Raw genomic sequence first — 20,106 nt, 5'->3', positions numbered from 1 at the left:
AAACCGGTTATAGCAGAACAAGTCACTCGTCATCTTCATTCCATATCCCCTTGTATAAAACGGGAACCGCTGCAAGCCCCAAACGATCCGCCCAATCCTCTGTCTCATCCCATGAGAGGCATACGTTATGTTCGTTCCACACCGAGAACAGTAAGAAATAGGAAGGCAGCGCTGAGTACAAAAGGGAATGCTTGGCATATGCGTTTTCCCCGCATATGCGATATCCTTCCGGGATCCGATATTTAATCATACGCACATAAAAAAACTGACTGCTGACAGGACCGCATCCCGCCAAGCAATCAGCTGTGAAACTTCCGTCTACTGAACCGAGTTGCCTTTTGGAGCGACTGCGGTTGTTCCTCTCTCCACTAACTTGACCGGTACCAGCATCCTGCTCGGCGTCTGCTTCCCTCGTTCCAGCCAATTCACCACGTTTTCAGCCGCTTGACGACCAATCTCGTAAAAATTCTGTTCTACCGTGGTCAACGGAATGATGACATGCTCCGTCACCGGATTGTTATCAAAACCTATAATCGAAATATCCTCCGGAATGCGGATGCCTCTCTCCATACAAAGATTCAGCAAATTAGCTGCAATCAGATCGTTCTCTGTCTGAACCGCAGACACTCCTTCCATCCGGTAAGAGTCCAGCAGCTCATTATAAAATCGTTCGACGCCAATCTTTTCCCGGTATCCCTTCATATTCAGCTTGATGTATCTGCTGTCTACGGGAATTCCATGGTCTTTAAGCGCTTGGCAGTATCCGAAATATCGGTCGCGCACGGAAGAGGTGGATTCGATGCTGACCGCGGTCAGAAAGGCGATTTTTCGATGTCCAAGCTCAATCAATTTGGATACGGCTTGGTAGGAGCCGTTGAAATTGTCCGATACAACCGCTCCTAAGGGAAGGCTGTCGAAATACTTGTCAATGGTGATGATCGGATAGTCTTCAAGGCACAGCCGATGCAGAATATCGTAGTTCGTCTGATCGTTTCTCGGATACAGAATGATGGCCGCAATGCCCTTCCGGGTCAGCATCTCCAGCAGATCGCGTTCTTTCTGGGAGTCGTAATCGCTTTGGTGAATGCTCAAATAATAGCCGTTCGCGTTTAGCCAGTCCGAAGCTCCGCGAATATAACCCATCGTACCACGGTCGTCCTCGGAAGGCAGGATAAGCGAGATCATTTTCTCTGTTCCATCGGAACGCTGCTCAGGGCCCCGGGTTCGAGACTTTACAAAGCTCCCGCTTCCCTTAATTCGGTAGATGAACCCGTCCCGCTCCAGCTCCTCGAGCGCTCTTCTTGTTGTAATACGGCTCACGCCGAAGGTGGTGCTAAGTTCAGCCTCTGTCGGAAGCTGGGCTTCCGGAAGGTAACGCCCCGATGAAATTTGCGATTTAAGCTCGTCCATAATGACGCTGTACAGCGGTTTATTGTCTTTGCTCAACTTGGTTCTCATCCCATCTTTATCTTTTTTCCAGTTGTGGACTAGTCGCACTCAAATTATATCGTTTGCATCAATAGCATGTAAACCGCCCTTAGGATCAGTCCTATCCCACTTTCCCCAATCCGGTCAAGCGACTCCCTTAACATCCTGGAAATTCAGCCTTTCCGGATGGGCGGCTTACCTCATTTTATTTTACGTTTGAGTAGCGTTCATACTGTGCCTTTTTGATATCCAGATAGCTCTGGGCTCCCATCTTGTCGAGCGTCTTCACGTATTGATCCCAATCGGTATCCAGACTGGCTTTGCCCGTGACAAACTTTACCCGCATTTCCTCAATATATTTATTAATGTCGGTCAGGATCGCGCTTGTTTGATTCGCTTCGTCATCCGTGGGTACAAAATCCGGCCACAGCTCTTTGGGCGCCAAAACATCCAGCTCTGCCGGATCCGCCTTGATCTCATCCGCAACCGTCGTTCCCCTCGCTGCCATTCGCAAGCTGTCGTCCGGCTCAACATATGGATAATAGGCTCCATATACATTGTCAACATATTGGAAAGCACCTAGCTGGACGCCGCCCTTGTAGTTCAAGATCTCATCCTTGTATTTCGGTTTGCCATCAACCAGGTCGTAGGTTTCGCCTTCCAGGCCAAATGTGCCAAAATTGATGCCCTCCTCTCCATAGAAATAATCAATCCATTTGATTGTTTCAACGGGATACTTGTTTTTGTTCGTGATTACAAAACCGAAGATACCCTTGGCCGGAGGGCCGAGCACGCCTGCCAGCTTATCACCGTTCGGACCTTCCAGCGCATGGATTCCCACATAGTTTTCTGCTGTATCCTTACCGATGTAACCCGGCCCTTCCCACACGAAGGAGCCAATCAAGTTGTTAGAGCCGTCTGTTGACCACTTGGCATAATCATAACCGGTCGTAAAATTTTGCTGAGCAAGCGAGCCGTCCTTATACAGATCATTCATATAACGCAAAAGCTCCCTGTACTTCGGATCATTGAAAGTTGTTTTAACCGCGCCGTCCGCGTCCTTGTAGAGGTATTGGCCGAACGCTTTGGCTCCGCCTTCTCCCATGCCGAAGCTGCCTGCCAAAAAGCTCTCCAGGAACGTCCAGTATTGGGATTCGAGCACCCAGCCCAGACGTGAGCTGTCCTTCTCCCGAATCTTCATCAATGCCTCGCGGAACTCAGCGGTTGTCTCCGGAACTTCCAGCCCTGCTTCATCGAGCCAACTTTTGTTAACGTACAGGCGAACGGAATTGAACGCTTTGGAGAAATCGACGTAAGGCAGCGCATAGATATGTCCGTCCGACATGGTGATGGCTCCCTTGATGTCCGGATTGTCCTTGAGCAGCTTGTTCAAATTGGGCGCGTGCTTTTCAATCAGTTCCTCCAGAGGGATAAACAAACCCTGCTTGCCGTATTTCATCAGCTCGTCCGTGCCGAATGCAATGCGATAAAACGCATCTGGCAGGTCATTGGACCCGAGCATCACATTTTTCCTTTCCGTCACGGCAGACCCGGCCAGCTCCTCAAACTCAACGTGAATTCCGGAAATCTCCTCATATTTTTGCCACATCCACAGTTGATCGGCTGGAGGATGTACATCGGTATATCCGCGTTTCACAATCTTTAACGTAATGCTTCCCGGATCGCCGTCCGTTCCGGCAGGCTCCGGTGTTGCCTCTCCTCCTGAACCGCCGCCGCAGGCGGAAAGCACCAGTGAGAACATCATTGTTATGGCAAGCAGAAGATACAGCCCTTTTCTCATATCCACAAACCCTCTTTCCACGATTATGAGGTCCTGACGGAAAACCAACTGCTTTTCCCGCTTCAGTACCGGCCTTACCCTTTGATAGCTCCCACCATGATGCCTTTCTCAAAAAAACGGGACAGCAATGGATACAGCAGAAGCAGCGGCAGGGCGGACAAAACAACGATGGCGTATTTCAAACCTTCCTTCACCATCGTCTGATCTGCGTACTCAGCACCAACCGATATTCCGGCCATTTCCTTGAAATCGTTCTGAACTAAAATTTCTCTTAAAATAAGCTGAAGCGGAAATTTGTCCCGATCCGTCAAATAAATCATGGCGTCAAAATAGGAATTCCAATGGCCAACGCCGTAGAACAGGATCATGACGGCGATGATCGGCATGGATAAAGGGAGCACTAATTTTATACAGCATATGAAAGTCATTACATCCGTCCACATAAGCGCTCTCCTCCAACTCGACCGGAATACGGGTCTGAAAGTAGGTCCTCATGATAATCATGTTGTAAGCACTAATCGCTCCAGGCAGCACCAGCGCCCACATCGTATTCAGCAGGCCCAACTCCTTGTTCACCAGGTACAGAGGAATCAGGCCGCCACCGAAAAACATCGTAAAAGCGAACAACAGCGTGAACAATCCCTTACCGTAAAAACGCTTTCTCGACAGAGGGTAGGCACCGAGCACCGTCATCATAATATTGATGGCTGTACCTGCGAATGCGTAGAGGATGGTATTGGCGTATCCCCTCCATATTTCACTGTTCTCGAACACTTTGGCATAACTGTCCAGATTGAAACCTGCCGGATATAGCAGCAGCGGCTTGTCCCAAATCTGGCGTGGATCGGAGAATGAAGCCAACAGGACGAAAATAAGCGGGTATAGAATAACGATGGTCACCATGATCGACATAATAAGAATGATGATATCCGCCAGCTTTTCCCCTGTCGTTCGTTTGATGTTCAGCAGCACGGCTTAAACTCCCTTCTTTGCACGGTGATCTTTCCCTACCATAGGCTGGTCTCCCCTGCTTTGCGGGCAACGGCGTTGACGATGATCAGAATGATGAAGTTGATCACGTTATTGAACAGTCCCACTGCCGCGGAAAAGCTGTATTGCGTATTCAAAAGCCCGCTTTTGTACATGTAAGTGGAAATGACCTCGGACGTTTCCAAATTCATTGGATTTTGCATCAAGAGGATCTTCTCGAAACCTACACTCATGATGCTTCCTGCACTCAGAATCGACAGAATCATAATCGTTGGCACAATACCGGGGATGGTGATATGCCAGATTCTCCGAAATTTGCTGGCACCGTCCATGTAAGCCGCCTCATACAGGTCTGGGGAGATGCCCGATATGGCTGCGCTGTATATGAGTGACGACCAACCGACTCCTTGCCAGATGCCGGACCAGACATACAGATGCCAGAAATTAGAAGGCTCTGCCAGGTAATCCACCGGTTCCCTTCCTAAAGATGTAAGAACGGAGTTAAAAACGCCGTTCGTAGGTGAGATGAAAAAGAACAGAATGCCAACCGCGACCACGACCGAGATAAAGTGCGGAGCATAAGAGACGCTTTGTGCGAATGAGCGGAGTTTACGACTCCGAATCTCATTGAACAGGAGCGCTAGCAGGATGGGAGCGGGAATGCCGATCAGCAGGCCGTATAAGCTGATGCCAATCGTATTCTTGAGAATCGTCCAGAAGTAATACGCGTCAAACAGCCTTTCGAAATGCTCGAAACCGACCCATGGGCTGTTCCAGATGCCAAGTCCGGGCATAAAATCCTTAAAAGCAATCTGCACACCGTACATCGGCCAGTAATGCCAAATCAGGAAGTACAGCACCGCTGGGGAGATGATGATGTACAGCCCGATATTTCGCTTTAGCTGCCTCTTGACATGTTTCCATTTGCTCGGCTTGGGAACGGGATGTGGGGATGCCGAGTTTAATCGGGCGTCCATACTTTGTCATGACCTCCTTTTTTGCTGCAGATCAGAGATTCGGGAGATTAATGCAATCTCAGCAGATCTAGAGAATCTCGATGCAATTGAATTCTCCCAGTTCAGAAATTCATCACCTCCCTCCTTATAATTTGTTCTAACATTTTTTATGTATATGATTATTTGTTATAACACATTTTAGTGAGGATTTATTTTCCAGTCAATATAGCATCGAAAAATTGTGACTTTAGTTGTATTAGGCCTGAATTTGTTATGACAAATTTCGACGAAGGTGTGAAACAGTAAATTTCTTAGCTTGTGAAATAAATAAAAACAGCCGCGTAAATATCGTGGCTGTTACCTGTTTTTCGCTGAGTTATGAGATTGATTCGCTTATACCAGGACGCGGCAAGTCCTTTTTCGGGACTTGCTGCGCCTGTGCGAGCGCTTTTGCTTGCTGCGCCCAACATAGCTGGGCAGAAAAAAAAGAGCAGATGATCTGCTCTTTTTTGCGTATTCCCATCAACCGATGTTACTTATCCAGGAATCCCAGCTGCTTTCCCCTTCGATCGGCTCCCCCCGCGGTTAGTAATGAACACCCCGGATAGTATGAGAATAAGGCCGATAATAAGGTTCCATCCGATAGGTTCATCCAGCAGCGTATACCCCCAGATCATCGCCGTTGCAGGAACCAGGTAAGTGACGGAGGTGGCGAATTCCGGACTTCCTTTTAACACCATATAATTGAACAGGATGTATGCGACACCTGACCCGAAGATGCCAAGACCGACCAGAGCGCCCATGTTGGCAGGTTCTAAGATCTTTGTCACGTCAACCCTCTCCGTCGTAAAGGCAAGGATGCCGCTCCCTACCATCGCGCCAAGCAGAGTTCCGAACGTTAACTGATACATCGTGAGTCCACCCAGCAATCGCTTGGATAACTGTGAACCCACGGCATAACACATAGTGGCCCCGATCATCGCAGCAAAACCAATGAAATCGACGGTCATGAAAGAGCCTGGGCGAATGCCCAGCAGAATGATCAGACCGACAAGCGCAATTCCCATGCCGACCCACTGTATCCGCCGGAATACGGAGCCGAAGAATAGTAACCCTACAAGCATCGTCCATATCGGCGTCGTTGCATTCAATACCGAAGCCATGCTGCTGGCTAGCTTAGTCTCGCTAAACCCGATTAATGTCCATGGCAGAGCCATATTAATCATGGCGACTACGAAGGTTGGAAGCCATTTAATTCTTCGCAGGTCGAACGGCTTTCGCATTATCAGCATGATAATCGAAATAAATAGAAATCCGCAGGTAGAACGCAGAAATGCAATCCCCCATGGACCGAAATCGTGCAGTAAACTTTTAATGAAAAAGAACGAACCTCCCCATATGAGACTTAGGAGGATGAGCGCAATATACAAGGATCGTGCCAACGTAATACCTTCTTTCTATTTGTAGGACATCCTTATAATTTAACATCTCGTAAGGGAAGTTGTACAGAGCGTTTTTCTACAGCCCTCATGCAGGCAGGAGACAGCCTTTTCCTTATTTGAGCAAGTACTCCCGGCGAAACCCAAGTTTCCGACCTCTCGCGATGTAACATCCATACGAATAAGCATAGCCGTTTCATGCATTGCACTTCAGCTTACAGCATGGATGTCGGCTTGTAATCCTGACGATACTGCCTCGGCGAAACCCCGTATTGTTTACGAAACTGATCCGCAAAATGATTGTAACTGTTAAAGCCGACGTCCTGAGCAGCCTCGCTTGCGGTCCGGCCGGAATGAGTCATCAATAAAGCGGCATGGCGAACCCTCATTTGATTCAGATGCTCTACGATGGTGTACCCTGTTTCTTGTTTGAACAAATGTGCCAGCCTGGACCCCGAGACTCCGACCTCTCGCGATATGGCGTCAATTCGAATATCTTCCTTTAGCGAACGGGACAACAAGCCCAGCGTTTGCTCGACTCTAGGGTCCATTCTTTTATTTGTGCGCTGTGCAAGCAGAAGCAAAATCTCACGCAGCGCGTTCTCACACAGCGCCTCCCACAAATCTAAGCGGTCCAGTGAATCTTGCAGCACATTCCGGAACGCTTGCTCGACACGGCCTCGGACACGTTCATCGGGCAGGGTTTCGACCAGAAACTCCTGGTTTCTTAGCATCCAGTTTTCCGGAAGTCCAGGATAATGGATCCAGAGAAAGTTCCAGCGCTTCCCTGATACTGTCCCGTATTCATGAGTGATGCCGGCGCGCAGCAGTCCAAGTTGCCCGGATCCGCAGCGTTTCTCCCCGGCAGGCGTGCGAAAGTAGCCCTCTCCATGGAGCGTATAAACAAGCAGCCAGTCCTGCATCCCTTGAGGTCGACGCAGGCGATAAGCATCGTCTTGTTCAAAATGGTCGCCGAATATCGTTCCGGTACTTTCCAACGATATGACAGCCCGTTCGTTTCGCATGAACCTCTCCTCCCCGATTCCTCAAATAGCAGAATCCCGGTACTTTTAAGCAGATATCATACTTCCTCTCAAGATAAGCAGACCTTATTCTATTGTCAACAGGAAAAACCATCATCTGATCGGAGGGACTACGATGCGAGAGAAGTTAAACGTATTGACCGAGGAGCAGCTGCACAAGTTCGAAACAGAGGGGTATTTAATTGTAAAAGGGCTCTTCCGGCAGGAGGAACTGGCTGAAATTGAAGCAACGTTTGAGGAGATCAGCCAAAAGACCGTACCCGGCCACTTCGAGCCGGTCTTCAATGATACAGCTGTCGAACCGCTGAAACGCTATCCGCGTGTTATGCATCCGCACCGTTTTGATGCAATCGCAAAAAAATACATGCTGCACAAGCCTGTCATGGACGTATTGGCTGATTTGTACAGCGAGCCTGCGCTCGCAGCTCAAAGCATGTTTTATTACAAACCTCCCGGTTCCCGCGGTCAAGCGCTGCACCAGGATAATTTCTACCTGCAGGTGGAGCCGGGCAACTGCATCGCGGCGTGGACGGCGATCGACGCGGCTGATGAAGAGAACGGCGGCTTGCTCGTCGTTCCGAAAACAAGTAATTATGCCCTTGTGTGCCCGGAGGAAGCCGATTCGCGCGAGTCGTTTACCACCCATTTCGTGAAACCGCCAAAAGATCAAACGGTCCTCCCCGCCATAATGGACAAAGGCGATGTGCTCTTTTTTAACGGCAACCTCATCCATGGCTCTTACCGCAACAAATCGAACCGTTTTCGCCGTGCCTTTATCTGCCACTATGCCAACGCGTCGGCAACCAAGATCGGTGCTTTCTACCGGCCGTTGTTCCGGGAAGACGGCACGGAGGTCCATCTGGACAGTAATCCGAATGGCGGCCCTTGCGGCGTCGAGTTCGAAACGCCGTATCCCCATTAGATTTCAGACGACCAGCGCACATTTTCATGGCACTGGTCGCCCTATGTTAACTTTCATTGAATAGGAGTTTTTAGCATGCATTGAACCACTCTGCAATTTTATATCGGAGCAGGCTCCCCATTTATATCTCTTGCTTGGAATCGATATAGGTCTGCTCTGCCACGATGGTAAATCGCTCCACGAGATCACTGATTTTGAAATTCTCCGCACCAATCATATAAGTCTTTACCGTATCATGAAACGGCGCATGCCAATGGGCAGGAACGCCCTCCTTGCCAACGATTGCCCCGACGATGCTCCCTGCGGTAGCCGCTGTGCAATCATTGTCCAGCCCCATTGCCACCGTCTCGGAAATGACCTTGGACACATCCGTCCCTCCGATCATTAAACCGAATACAGTCAAACATGCATTGTTGTTCGTATGAACGGGAGACATACCTTGAAAGCGCTTGTTCACGGCTTCTCGCGCTTCTGCGTAATTCCGGATATCTCCACCTATGGCGAGCGCCCATTCGATATCCTTGTAGAGGCTGCATTCGCTAGGAATTTCCGTCAGTCCAGTGCGAAGGGCGTCCACCGGATGATCGACGGCAAAGGCGGCTGCTTGAGCCGCACTAAAAAACATTTCGCCATAAACTCCGTTCCTTCGATGGCTCAAATAAGCGTCTCGATACGCGTACTCTGCCGCTTTCGACGGGAACCCCGGTGCAATGTATGCCCACGGATCGGATCGAATATCTGCACCGATCCATTGACAATACGGATTCTCTAAGCTTGCTGCTTCCATAGCCGTCTTGCCTGCTCTCAAGTTACGAAGGGCAACCTCTTCGGCCGTACATGCAAGCGGCAAATATTTCACCCAGCTCTTCCCCACGTCCTCCGTCGTAAAATGAATCCCATGCTCCTCCGCGATCAGCAGCCCCAGAATCGTATACGTAATATCATCGTCGACGGGAACTCCGCTCATGCCTTCAAGCGTATATTCATAAAATGTGCTCTTCCCATATCGCCGATGGTTCGGATTCTTAATCCGGGTCCAATAGCTGCGCGGTGGAAAGGCATCCCCAATGTACTCGGCCCAACTCTTCATTTCATCCACTTCCCATAGTTCGACGGGAGCTCCCAGCGTACATCCGGCGAATCGGGCGAGCATAGCGCCCTCCAGCTTATCTTTATACTCGGACTGATTGAATGTTTTCCACATTCTTCGAGGACCATTCGTACGAAGCAGCTGAATCCCACGCAGATCATTCGGCTCTTGGGAAGCCAGTTTCCCATCAACAGGCAGACCTTGCAATTTCTCCGCGGCTTCCTGCATTGCCCGTTCAATATCCTGCCAAATGCCGGAAACGCCATCTGCACCATATTCATGGGCTAATCGCCCGTACTCCATAATTTTTTCGGATAACTCAGCCAATTTCGGTTCTATAGGATAAGCCATGTCACCTTCTCCTCTCGCTTCATATGTAATCGATTTCAAATCTAGTTTATAATATGAAAGATAACAATTCTGCTCAATAAGGACTGAAAACTATGCAGAAACAACCATCTTCCTATGAGATTATCGGTCAGCCGTATTTGCTCCCTCCCACGTTTCCCGTGGATTGGATCGGAAACCATGTCCAAAACGATGCCGATATTACGTATCTTCATTATCACAATTGTCTTGAAATCGGATACTGTCACGAGGGCTCAGGCGTGTTTTTTGTAGAGGACAAGATCCTGCCTTACTCAAAAGGCGATGTGAGCATTATTTTTCCGGGGCAGCTTCACCTTGCGCAAAGTGTTAAAAGTCAGGTGAGCCGATGGGATTTTTGCTTCTTAGATCCGAATGCGCTGCTTGGCACGGCCCATCCCCGATCGTGGAACGCCCCTGCTCCAGCGGGATTCGCTAATATCATCAGTCCGGGCGATGCTCCCGACATCACATTAATGACGGAATATCTCATGAAAGAACTAAGTCAGCAATTATCAGGCTACGAATCGGCCGTCAAAGGGTGCCTTTGGACGCTGATGACCCTCATTACCCGAATCATCGATCAGATGGCTGGCGATATACCTGTAGTTGGAGCTGCCGATCGAAATTCCATGAACACAATTTCCAAATCGCTGGAGTACATCTCACAGCATTACATGGAACCGATTCATATTCATGAATTGGCGGCAGTTTGCAGCTTAAGCGTCACGCATTTTCGTCGAACGTTCCGCGTTTGCATGGGAATGGCTCCGCTCAATTACTTGCACAATGTGCGAATTCAGATGGCCTCTGCATTACTATCCCATACCGATAGCAGCATACTGTCAATCTCCCAAGAGGTAGGCTATGCAACAATATCCAGCTTCAACCGCCACTTCAAACATTGGACGGGAATAGCTCCCTCCAAATGGCGCGCGATAAAAAAACAGGGCAAACAACCCATGAAACCGTGAGAAGAGGTTCGTATCTTGATCGCAGAATACCATCTATTCCCATGCGCTCTCCAACATACAAAGAAACCGTCTGTTATCAGACGGTTGGATTGAACCAATGCTATGTATTTCGATACCCTCCACGCGTTTATCTCCTTTTTCAATAACAAATCCCATTCTGGTATAGTAAGCGATGGAGCTTATATGGATTGGAGACGTGATACAGCGAACAATTTCTAAACCCTGCTTATTCACTTCATTAAAATACGTTTCGTAAAGCTGACGTCCGATGCCACGCTGCCGATGCGCAGGATGGATGCCAACAAATGAATATAAGCCTCTTCATTTCGGCTTTGGGATAAAAGTCCAATAAGGAAACCTAGCATTGCTCCATTCTCTTCAACTATAAAACCCGTATCTTGAAAATGATCAAAAACAGCTTCGGCCGCATATCTGCCATTAGACGACCGTTCCACCAATTGTATAAAACAGAAATTGTCATCTCGTAATCAGACGATTGGGCCCTGGGGACAAAAAAAGAAGATGACCCAATTATAGCAAAGTCATCTTCTAAGAATTTTATACAAATACATTCAAAATAAAGAGCTTCTCCATCGAAAATAACTAAGCCGAATACTCTTTATTGTCAATGACGATGACGGGTTCAGTTCCTGATCTCGCAGCTGCGGTCTTCTTGGTATGGATAACCAATTCATGGATATTGCTGCAGGATTTCTTCGCACCCATGACCAATAACGGCACCCCTAGAGCGTCCAGTTTCAACCTTCTGGATAACAGTCCGCCCATCGTCATGGAGAATGGTACCGTTGGCGACGTGTTGGAATATATGATAGGCTCATCGTTCTGGTATTTGTCTTGCAGGATTAAGCTCAAGTTCTTCAATGCTTCCACTACCACCTTGGAGGATCCCCGCCCAACCGAGTAAACCGGATTCCCGTTCTCATCCAGGCCGTGAAAAATGAGCTTGCCCATATCCGAGGTTTTCAGTTTGTTGAAATAATCAACCGCCAGAATTTCTTCTTTTGTAAGCTGTCGATTCGTAGGCAATTTATTTAGATGATACGCTGCTGCCAACGACGTTGTGTGGGTCCCCCCGTAATCATTGTAAATAAAGATCATACATCCCGTCTCCAATCATAGAGTAATGTGCTTATTATTACCATTAAGCTCTGTCTCATTCGCCGGATCTCAGCATCGAGCTAGGTGATAACAGAAAAAAGCCCTGATTCCTCAGGACTTCTTCTTATCTCTATATGGAAATATTCATAAACTTGATTAATCCAGGTATACTGCTTTTCCAAGACGGGCCGATTCGTACAGAGCTTCCAGAATACGTGATACAACATAAGCTTGCTCAGGAGTAACGACAGGGTCTTTATCCTGATCAATGGCTTCGATCCATCTTCTCATTTCAACATCCGGAGCCTGTTCCTTCTTACCGTCATAGAAAGCTACCCCGCCGGAGTTCAACTCAATTTCATTGGTGTACAGACGGCTGAATTTCTCTCCGTTAATGCGAAGGCCGTTCTTCATATCGGCCCCGCCTTCCGAGCCGCTAAGAGTACATTTGGCTTCGTCAATATCAAGCGTATTTAACGCCCAGCTTGATTCCAGGATGATGGTTGCTCCGTTCTCCATTACAATCATGCCGAAAGCGGAATCTTCAACCGTAAATTTCTCGGGATCCCACGGTCCCCAAGCATTTGCCGCATTCTCCTTACGGGACAATTCATGATATGTAGTACCGAGTACGATTTTCGGCTTGTAATTATCCATCATCCAGAGCGTCAAATCCAGCGCGTGCGTACCGATATCGATCAGCGGCCCTCCGCCTTGTTTTTCCTCATCCAAAAATACGCCCCAGGTCGGAACAGCTCTTCTCCGTACCGCATGTGCCTTGGCATAATAAATATGACCGAGCTCTCCGGCTTCGCACACCTCTTTAAGATAAAGACTGTCTTCACGGAACCGATTGTTGTATCCGATCGTCAGTTTCTTGCCCGTACGCTGAGCCGTTTCCATCATCAGTTTGGCATCCGCAGCCGTTTTGGCCATCGGCTTCTCGCACATAACATGCTTTCCGGCCTCAAGCGCAGCAATGGAAATTTCCGCATGTGAATCATTAGGGGTAAGCACATGAATGATATCAAGGGTAGAATCCTTTAGCAGCTCCGTGTAATCGCTATATACTTTTGCTTCCTCGCTGCCATATTTGCCAGCAGCCTCTTCAGCCCGATCTTTGACGATATCGCAAAACGCTGCAAGCTCCACACTATTCAATCTGCTTAAGCTGGGCAGATGTTTTCCGTTTGCGATTCCGCCACAACCGATAATACCAATGCGATAAACTTTTGACATGTATCATCACCATCACTTTCATGAGTTTTTATAAGAAGCATAATTATAGAGCCCTGCCCCATACATTTAATGAGGTCTTGACTCCACATATAAGGTATCATATCTGACCATTTTTTTTAGTATAACTATGCGACAATTCATATATAAAATCACGACATCCATCTCCTATTACAAGATGTTCGTCCAAGCCATCATAACAAAACATCATATACTACTAGCAATGGACTGATTTAATAGAACAGGTGGTGAAAGCTAGCCTTGACAAAATTTTTAGATGCACGCACCTCCAATCACTGGCCCATAGCATTCCCAGGCTCCACGGAACGTTTCGTGGTGGACACCCCCGTCATGGTCGGTCAAGTGGGTTTGAGTGTGCCTGTCGATACAACCGGTATCATCCGTACTCAGCTTCTTGGGCAAGTTGGCTTCTATATACTAAGTGAAGATATATTTGCTCCGATTATTCAAATTGATGTCATGCGGGGCTATTTAACAACGGATCCAGTTATCCATACCACTTATGTACAATATCAGCCTTCCCAGGTTCAAAGCCAAAGTGTCTCCTTTGTCGCTGCAGACTATAATGTAACCCCTCCCCCAACCGGTCTTCTGGTATATACCATGTATGTGACTGCACTTGTGCTGGATATGGGCAGAACAGGACCAGAATGCTTTAATGCTTCCGTATATACGGATTAGAGCATGCTTCCTATAGAAGTTGCATTGAAAAAGGCAGCCGATCATCGGCTGCCTTGATTCTTCATATAAACGTGACGAAAGCGTCATTCCTGTGATTCAGTCGTATTGCTATCGTATATTAACTTTTCATTCGCGGATCCAGAGCATCGCGCAGACCGTCCCCCATCAGGTTGAAGGCGAGTACCGTCAGCATGATCGAAACTCCGGGAAAAATCACCGTCCATGGGGCCGTTGCGATAAACTGACGCGAATCAGACAGCATCTTTCCCCATTCCGGAGCGGGAGGCTGGGCGCCAAGGCCCAAAAATCCGAGCGCAGCCGCTTCAATAATGGCCGTCGCGATACCCAGCGTTCCTTGCACGATGATTGGAGTCAGACTATTCGGCAGAATATGATGTCTCAGAATTCCACTGTTCTTCATCCCGATAGCCTGCGCAGCGCTGATGTACTCCTCGTTCTTCAAGCTGAGGACTTTAGCGCGAACCAATCGGCCATAGGTCGGTATGTTGACGATGGCAATGGCATATAACGCATTTTGCAGCGAAGGGCCCAGGATGGCTACGATGGCTATCGCCAGCAAGATACTCGGAAACGCCAACAAAATATCAAAGAAACGCGAGATGATCATATCTATCCACTTGCCGTAAAAGCCTGCCAGAATACCGAGCAGCGTTCCCAGAATGATGGAGCCAAGCACGGAAAATGTACCGACCCACAATGAGATGCGCGTTCCATGCAGCACCCGGCTGAGCAAATCCCGTCCCAAATCATCGGTTCCAAACCAATGCTCAGCTGACGGAGGTTTTAACCGGTCGGCAAGCTCCTGCGCTTTATAATCATAGGGCGCGATTAATGGCGCGAGCAGTGCGATGACAATGAAGAACAAAATCATGAACAGTCCAGCCATCGCGATTTTGTTCTTGCGGAAAGCTCTCCACGCATTACGCCAAGGTCCGGAAACCTTCTCGGAAGGAATGGCAGAGCTGTCGTTCAGGTGTGTTGTAATCTGTGGCATAGCTTCCCTCCTACCGGTAGCGGATGCGCGGATCGACTGCTGCATACAGCAAATCCACAATCAGATTGATGACAACGAATATAAAAGCGATGATCAGAATCCCGGACTGAATAACCGGGTAATCCCGTGAGCTGATCGCTTCATAAATATAGCGGCCGACACCAGGCCATGCGAAGATGGTCTCCGTTAATACCGCTCCCCCAAGCAAGGCGCCCGTCTGCAGGCCGATAACCGTAAGCACAGGGATGAAGGCATTCTTGAGCGCATGCTTGTATACAACGAAAAATTGGGACAGTCCTTTGGCTTTAGCCGTGCGGACAAAATCGGAATTCATGACCTCCAGCATGCTCGATCGCGTCATCCTGGCGATAACCGCCATCGGGATGGTGCCCAGTGCCACGCTGGGCAGTATCAGATGTTTGACTACCGTCCACAATTGATCGAAGCGTCCGGCAATGATACTGTCAAGCAGGTACAAATTCGTTACGGCTTCTACCGGGTCACGCTGATTCATCCGACCGATCGAAGGCAGCCAGTGCAGTTCCAAGGAAAATATCCACTGCTCCATTAACCCAAGCCAAAAGATGGGCATCGAAACCCCGATTAATGCGACCAGCATACTAATGTAATCAAACCATGAATTGTGCTTCCAGGCGCTGATGATTCCCGCATTGACGCCGAAAAAGATGGCAAAGGCCATGGCAGCAAACGTTAATTCAGCGGTTGCTGCCAAATACGGTGTGATTTCTTCGGCAATCGGCACCCTGGTACGGATGGATTGTCCAAGATCGCCTTGCAGCAAATCTCCGATATAGGAGAAATACTGCTGATACCACGGATTATGAAGCCCCAGTTGCTCACGAAGAGCCTCCTTGGACTGTTCCGTCGCCTTTTGTCCCAGAATGGTCTCAGCGGGATCGCCCGGAATGGCATGAATGATAGAAAACACGATGATGGTCATCCCGATCAGAACCGGAATCATGATGAATATTCGCTTCAATATATAGGATTTCAAGATAGATTCACCTGCCAAAGGCGTTGTGGTACAGCCCGTTATTCAAAATAAACGTTATAGTAGTATTCCGTTCCTGTAGGAGCCGGTACGTATCCCTTCACATTTGCTTTGGCTGCAAGGAGAGGTGTCGTATGCACGAGGGGTACCCATGGTGCATCCTCTTTGATGATGACCTGAGCTTCTTTATACAGCTCCTCGCGTTTGGTCTGTTCGGTTTCCTTTTGAGCGGCAATCAAAATTTCATGGAGCTTGTCACTGGCATAATAGCTGTAGTTATTGGATGGGATGGCATCTTTGTCAAGCAGTGTGTACAGGAAATTGTCCGGGTCTCCGTTGTCTCCCGTCCAACCGAGCATGAAGAGGTCGTCTTTTTCTCCAGCTTGCGCATCATCCAGATACGTCGCCCATTCGGGTGATTCGATTTTGACCTTCACACCGATTTTCTCGAAATCAGCCTGAATCACTTCCGCTACCTTTTTACCATCCGGCATGTAAGGACGAGGAACCGGCATCGCGTAGAAGGTGTATTCGTCCGGCAATCCGTTCGGGTAACCCGCTTCAGCCAGCAGCTGCTTCGCTTTTTCCAAATCGTATTCATAATCCTGAATGCTGTCGTTATACCCCCACAGAGATGGCGGCAATGGATTGACGGCCGGTACGGCCTGTCCAGCGAAGAAGGCATCGATAATCGCTTGTTTGTTGACGGCATAACTCAGGGCTTGTCTTACTTTCACGTCGTCAAACGGCTTTTTCTTGAGGTTGAAGCCGACATAACCAACGTTGTTAGAGGGACGTTCGATCTTCTGCAGATCCGGATTGCTTTCAAGTGTTGCCAAGTCGTCCGGGCTCAAATCTTCCATCAGGTCGATTTCCCCGCTTTGCAGCGCATTGAAGCGTGCAGAGTTGTCGGGAATGGAGCGAACGATCACTTTATTCAGCTTCGGAAGTCCTTCTCTCCAATAGTTCGGGTTCTTCTCCAGTGTAATCGAATCATTGCGTTTCCACTCTTTGAACACAAAAGGTCCTGTGCCAACCGGCTCGTTCTTGAAGCTGGCTTGTTTCTCTTGAATCGCCGTAGGGCTGGCAATACCGAAGGAGGTCATCGCCAGGTTCTGCAGGAATGGTGCTTGCGGCTGATTCAGCGTAAATTCAACGGTATTGGCATCCACTGTTTTAACTTCCTTGATGACCCGTTTTCCATCGGTACCAAACATCGAGTCATAATAGTCAAAGGAGTCGCCTTCATACTTGTATTCGCTCTTTGGATCGGACCAGCGGGTGAAATTGAATACCACGGCATCCGCATTAAAATCGGTTCCGTCATGAAATTTCACGCCTTGGCGAAGTTTGAAGGTATACTTCAGCCCGTCTTCGGAAACCGTCCAGCTTTCGGCGAGCGATCCTTGAACCTCGGTTGTTCCTTCCTTATATTCCAGCAAAGAGTCGAACACTTGGTGCGTGATTTTGAGGGATTCGCCGTCTGTTACAATTGAGGGGTCAAGGGATGAGGAATCCCCGCCCCGTCCGACAATCAACGTATCCTGTGTGGACTGTGACGGGTTATTCGGTTCTGGTGTTTCTCCCGTATCCGTTCCTGCTGCACCATTATTGCCGCTGCTCTTACTGCCGCTGCAACCCGCAAGGGCAACAACGGTGCATAACATCAATACCATAACGAGACTGCTCCATCTTTTCACTTTCATATTCTGGCTCCCTTCTATTCAACCGAATATTTCATTTGTTTATATGAGGCCGGACAACTTGTCCAGACTATAAACCGGAAAGAAGAAAAGTGCTTCGACAGCTATAAATAAATGGTTGCGATACGTACGTCTTAAATTGCTTTTTCGGTTGCATTCGCCCCGTTATACAAATGGCAGGCTGTCAGATGGGCGGGCTCGGTTTCCTTCAGCTCGGGCCGCTCGTTCAGGCAAATGTCCATCACCATTGGACAACGTGTGTGAAATGCGCAGCCAACAGGCGAGTTTGCGGGGCTTGGCAGCTCTCCCTGCAGAATGATTCGTTCGGTTTTGATATCCGGGTCCGGCTGAGGCACCGCGGAAAAAAGCGCTTTCGTATATGGATGCTGCGGCGAGGAATAGAGTGTGTTTTTCTCGGCAATCTCCACGATCCGCCCGAGGTACATCACGGCAATTCGGTCACAAATATGCTTGACCACACTCAGGTCGTGCGCGATAAAAATATAGGTAAGGCCAAATTCCTCCTGTAAATCCTGCAGCAAATTAACAATCTGCGACTGGATCGACACGTCCAGTGCCGAGACGGGTTCATCCGCAACGATCAGCTTGGGCTGGAGCGCCAATGCCCTGGCAATGCCAATTCGCTGACGTTGTCCGCCAGAGAATTGGTGCGGATACCGCTGAAGATGGCTATGCGTCAAGCCGACGACATCGATCAAGCGGCTGATGATGTTTTGTCGCTCTTTTGCATTCCCTACTCCATGCACGATGAGCGGTTCCTCCAATATCCGCTGGACAGTATGCCGCGGATCCAGAGAAGAGAACGGGTCCTGAAACACGATTTGCATATCTTTGCGCTTCAGCCGGAGCTCTTCCGGGGATAAATCCGTGATATCCTGCCCATCAAACCGAACCCTGCCGGACGTCGGCTCAATCAGACGCAGCAGTGAACGGCCCGCAGTGGATTTGCCGCACCCGCTTTCCCCTACCAATCCAAACGTCTCACCTTTTTCCACGGAAAACGAAATATCGTCAACGGCTTTGACGACTTGCTGCTGCGATCTTCCGAACCACCGACTTCCCAGCGGGTAGTACTTCTTGAGATGCTCCACGTGCAGTAACGGTTCGCTCATACGACTTCCTCCTTCGGCGTTTCGTGCAGCCAGCAGCGGCAGCTATGTGCCTCTTCATATTCCTTCAGCTCCGGAAGCTTCTCCAAGCACAGCGGCATCACGTTCTGACATCGCTCGGCAAACCGGCAGCCCTTCATCTGTGTATTCAAGACCGGTACGTTGCCGGAAATGGAGAACAGCCGTCGATGCTGCTCATTCATCCTGGGTACCGACTTGATAAGACCCTGAGTATACGGATGCAGCGGTTTTTTGAATATATCCCGCACACTCCCCTCCTCAACCACCTTCCCGGCATACATTACTGCTACCCGATGACACATCTCCGCGACAACACCGAGATCATGCGTGATCATCATCACCGCGGTTTGATATTCCTCATTCAAGCGGCGGATCAAATCCAGAATTTGAGCCTGAATCGTCACATCCAGCGCAGTTGTCGGCTCATCGGCAATGAGCAGTTCAGGATTGCACGAAATCGCCATCGCAATCATGACCCGCTGTCGCATCCCGCCGGATAGTCGATGGGGATATTCATCGATGATCTCCACTGCCCTTGCAATGCCAACCTTTTTCAGCATCTCAACCGTATGCTCTCGAGCGTGTTTCCTGCTTAGCCCCCGATGGAGGCGAATGGTCTCGCTAATTTGCTGGCCAACCGTAAAGAGCGGATTAAGCGACGTCATCGGCTCCTGAAAAATCATAGAAACGGCATTGCCGCGAATTGTACGCATCTCACGCTCTTTGAGCGGGACGATATCCTTCCCCTTAAACAAAATTGAACCGCCAGTGACTCTACCCGGAGGCTGCGGAATCAGCTTTAATACCGAAAGCGCTGTGACACTCTTGCCGCAGCCTGATTCGCCAACAACTCCAAGCTACTTCTACCCGGCCTAACATATAGGCTCACACCATCCACGGCGGGTATTTCACCTCGGTCCGTAAAAAAGTGCGTGTGCAAATCCTGAATCTGCAAAATAGGTTGACTCATATTACAGCCTCTTTTCTGTAGATAAGATAGATTTTGCAGCCTTTTTCGACTCATCCTTCCATAGCCCGTGACCTTTCGACGAAAATCAGCATAAAATTGACCTCAGGTCAATTAATATGTCAAAAACTCTGACATCAAACCAAATATAGTTTATTTGATATGTTACTTTACATCATTTTTTTAGGTTAG

General features: G+C 48.8%; 18 protein-coding genes and 3 pseudogenes. 3 read left to right on the top strand and 18 right to left on the bottom strand.

Translation table 11 applies throughout. The annotated features are described in order from the left end of the window. Nucleotides 1-31 precede the first annotated feature (31 nt). From PVOR_RS30160 to PVOR_RS14610, 8 genes and pseudogenes are all read right to left on the bottom strand, one after another. Nucleotides 32-247: pseudogene (locus PVOR_RS30160) on the bottom strand (RNA ligase family protein); the annotation flags it as partial. 71 nt (nucleotides 248-318) lie between these two features. Continuing rightward, nucleotides 319-1,446 carry a GntR family transcriptional regulator gene (locus tag PVOR_RS14635; protein ID WP_006210076.1) on the bottom strand — a complete coding sequence of 376 codons (1,128 nt, stop codon included), beginning with the start codon at nucleotides 1,444-1,446 and terminating at the stop codon, nucleotides 319-321. Nucleotides 1,447-1,633: 187 nt separating this feature from the next. Continuing rightward, on the bottom strand, nucleotides 1,634-3,229 hold the full coding sequence (locus tag PVOR_RS14630; protein WP_006210075.1) for an ABC transporter substrate-binding protein: 1,596 nt from the start codon (nucleotides 3,227-3,229) through the stop codon (nucleotides 1,634-1,636). Nucleotides 3,230-3,303: 74 nt separating this feature from the next. Beyond that, nucleotides 3,304-4,201 (bottom strand): annotated as a pseudogene (locus PVOR_RS14625) (carbohydrate ABC transporter permease). A 35-nt stretch (nucleotides 4,202-4,236) separates the two neighbouring features. After that, complete coding sequence (locus tag PVOR_RS14620; RefSeq protein WP_006210074.1) at nucleotides 4,237-5,196, bottom strand: ABC transporter permease; 960 nt, start codon at nucleotides 5,194-5,196, stop codon at nucleotides 4,237-4,239. 355 nt (nucleotides 5,197-5,551) lie between these two features. Then, complete coding sequence (locus PVOR_RS30660) at nucleotides 5,552-5,698, bottom strand: hypothetical protein (RefSeq protein ID WP_160163999.1); 147 nt, start codon at nucleotides 5,696-5,698, stop codon at nucleotides 5,552-5,554. Between the two features lie 13 nt (nucleotides 5,699-5,711). Further along, nucleotides 5,712-6,617: a DMT family transporter gene (locus PVOR_RS14615; protein WP_006210073.1), complete on the bottom strand. Its 906-nt coding sequence runs from the start codon at nucleotides 6,615-6,617 to the stop codon at nucleotides 5,712-5,714. Nucleotides 6,618-6,829: 212 nt separating this feature from the next. Next, complete coding sequence (locus PVOR_RS14610) at nucleotides 6,830-7,639, bottom strand: helix-turn-helix domain-containing protein (RefSeq protein ID WP_006210072.1); 810 nt, start codon at nucleotides 7,637-7,639, stop codon at nucleotides 6,830-6,832. 133 nt (nucleotides 7,640-7,772) lie between these two features. Here PVOR_RS14610 and PVOR_RS14605 point away from each other — a divergent pair, with 133 nt between their 5' ends. Further along, nucleotides 7,773-8,579, top strand: coding sequence for a phytanoyl-CoA dioxygenase family protein (locus PVOR_RS14605; protein ID WP_006210071.1), 807 nt, complete (start codon nucleotides 7,773-7,775; stop codon nucleotides 8,577-8,579). Between the two features lie 121 nt (nucleotides 8,580-8,700). Here the strand turns inward: PVOR_RS14605 and PVOR_RS14600 are convergent, their stop codons facing one another. Then, nucleotides 8,701-10,020: an ADP-ribosylglycohydrolase family protein gene (locus tag PVOR_RS14600; protein WP_006210070.1), complete on the bottom strand. Its 1,320-nt coding sequence runs from the start codon at nucleotides 10,018-10,020 to the stop codon at nucleotides 8,701-8,703. Nucleotides 10,021-10,112: 92 nt separating this feature from the next. Here PVOR_RS14600 and PVOR_RS14595 point away from each other — a divergent pair, with 92 nt between their 5' ends. Continuing rightward, nucleotides 10,113-11,009: an AraC family transcriptional regulator gene (locus tag PVOR_RS14595; RefSeq protein ID WP_006210069.1), complete on the top strand. Its 897-nt coding sequence runs from the start codon at nucleotides 10,113-10,115 to the stop codon at nucleotides 11,007-11,009. 33 nt (nucleotides 11,010-11,042) lie between these two features. Here PVOR_RS14595 and PVOR_RS32810 read toward each other — a convergent pair whose 3' ends face one another. The 4 genes from PVOR_RS32810 to PVOR_RS14585 all read right to left on the bottom strand — a co-directional run bounded on the left by PVOR_RS32810 (nucleotide 11,043) and on the right by PVOR_RS14585 (nucleotide 13,367). Then, nucleotides 11,043-11,279, bottom strand: a complete 237-nt coding sequence (locus PVOR_RS32810; protein WP_327196549.1) for a hypothetical protein — start codon at nucleotides 11,277-11,279, stop codon at nucleotides 11,043-11,045. Then, nucleotides 11,240-11,464 (bottom strand): hypothetical protein, encoded by a 225-nt coding sequence (locus PVOR_RS32805; RefSeq protein ID WP_327196548.1) that lies wholly within the window; start codon nucleotides 11,462-11,464, stop codon nucleotides 11,240-11,242. Before PVOR_RS32805 ends, PVOR_RS32810 begins: the two co-directional genes overlap by 40 nt. Before the next feature lie 148 nt (nucleotides 11,465-11,612). Beyond that, complete coding sequence (locus tag PVOR_RS14590) at nucleotides 11,613-12,128, bottom strand: DUF3189 family protein (RefSeq protein ID WP_006210067.1); 516 nt, start codon at nucleotides 12,126-12,128, stop codon at nucleotides 11,613-11,615. Between the two features lie 156 nt (nucleotides 12,129-12,284). After that, nucleotides 12,285-13,367, bottom strand: coding sequence for a Gfo/Idh/MocA family protein (locus PVOR_RS14585; protein ID WP_006210066.1), 1,083 nt, complete (start codon nucleotides 13,365-13,367; stop codon nucleotides 12,285-12,287). 258 nt (nucleotides 13,368-13,625) lie between these two features. Between PVOR_RS14585 and PVOR_RS14580 the strand changes: the two genes are divergently transcribed. Beyond that, nucleotides 13,626-14,066 (top strand): hypothetical protein, encoded by a 441-nt coding sequence (locus PVOR_RS14580; protein WP_040680626.1) that lies wholly within the window; start codon nucleotides 13,626-13,628, stop codon nucleotides 14,064-14,066. A 118-nt stretch (nucleotides 14,067-14,184) separates the two neighbouring features. On the opposite strand, the gene nikC is transcribed toward PVOR_RS14580, so the two are convergent. The 5 genes and pseudogenes from nikC to PVOR_RS14555 all read right to left on the bottom strand — a co-directional run bounded on the left by nikC (nucleotide 14,185) and on the right by PVOR_RS14555 (nucleotide 19,917). Beyond that, complete coding sequence (gene nikC / locus PVOR_RS14575; RefSeq protein ID WP_006210064.1) at nucleotides 14,185-15,081, bottom strand: nickel transporter permease; 897 nt, start codon at nucleotides 15,079-15,081, stop codon at nucleotides 14,185-14,187. Nucleotides 15,082-15,091: 10 nt separating this feature from the next. Then, nucleotides 15,092-16,096: an ABC transporter permease gene (locus PVOR_RS14570; RefSeq protein WP_006210063.1), complete on the bottom strand. Its 1,005-nt coding sequence runs from the start codon at nucleotides 16,094-16,096 to the stop codon at nucleotides 15,092-15,094. A 38-nt stretch (nucleotides 16,097-16,134) separates the two neighbouring features. Continuing rightward, complete coding sequence (locus tag PVOR_RS14565) at nucleotides 16,135-17,799, bottom strand: ABC transporter substrate-binding protein (RefSeq protein WP_006210062.1); 1,665 nt, start codon at nucleotides 17,797-17,799, stop codon at nucleotides 16,135-16,137. A gap of 131 nt (nucleotides 17,800-17,930) precedes the next feature. Then, entirely contained in the window at nucleotides 17,931-18,929 is a 999-nt protein-coding gene (locus PVOR_RS14560) for an ABC transporter ATP-binding protein (RefSeq protein ID WP_006210061.1), read from the bottom strand. Continuing rightward, a pseudogene (locus PVOR_RS14555) lies at nucleotides 18,926-19,917 on the bottom strand (ABC transporter ATP-binding protein). The gene PVOR_RS14560 and the pseudogene PVOR_RS14555 overlap by 4 nt, the downstream one beginning before the upstream one ends. Nucleotides 19,918-20,106: the final 189 nt, after the last annotated feature.

The sequence above is a fragment of the Paenibacillus vortex V453 genome (genome assembly GCF_000193415.1).
GTDB lineage: Bacteria > Bacillota > Bacilli > Paenibacillales > Paenibacillaceae > Paenibacillus_AQ > Paenibacillus_AQ glucanolyticus.
Note: the sequence above shows the minus strand (reverse complement) of the source record. Positions and strands in the feature narration are given on the sequence as shown.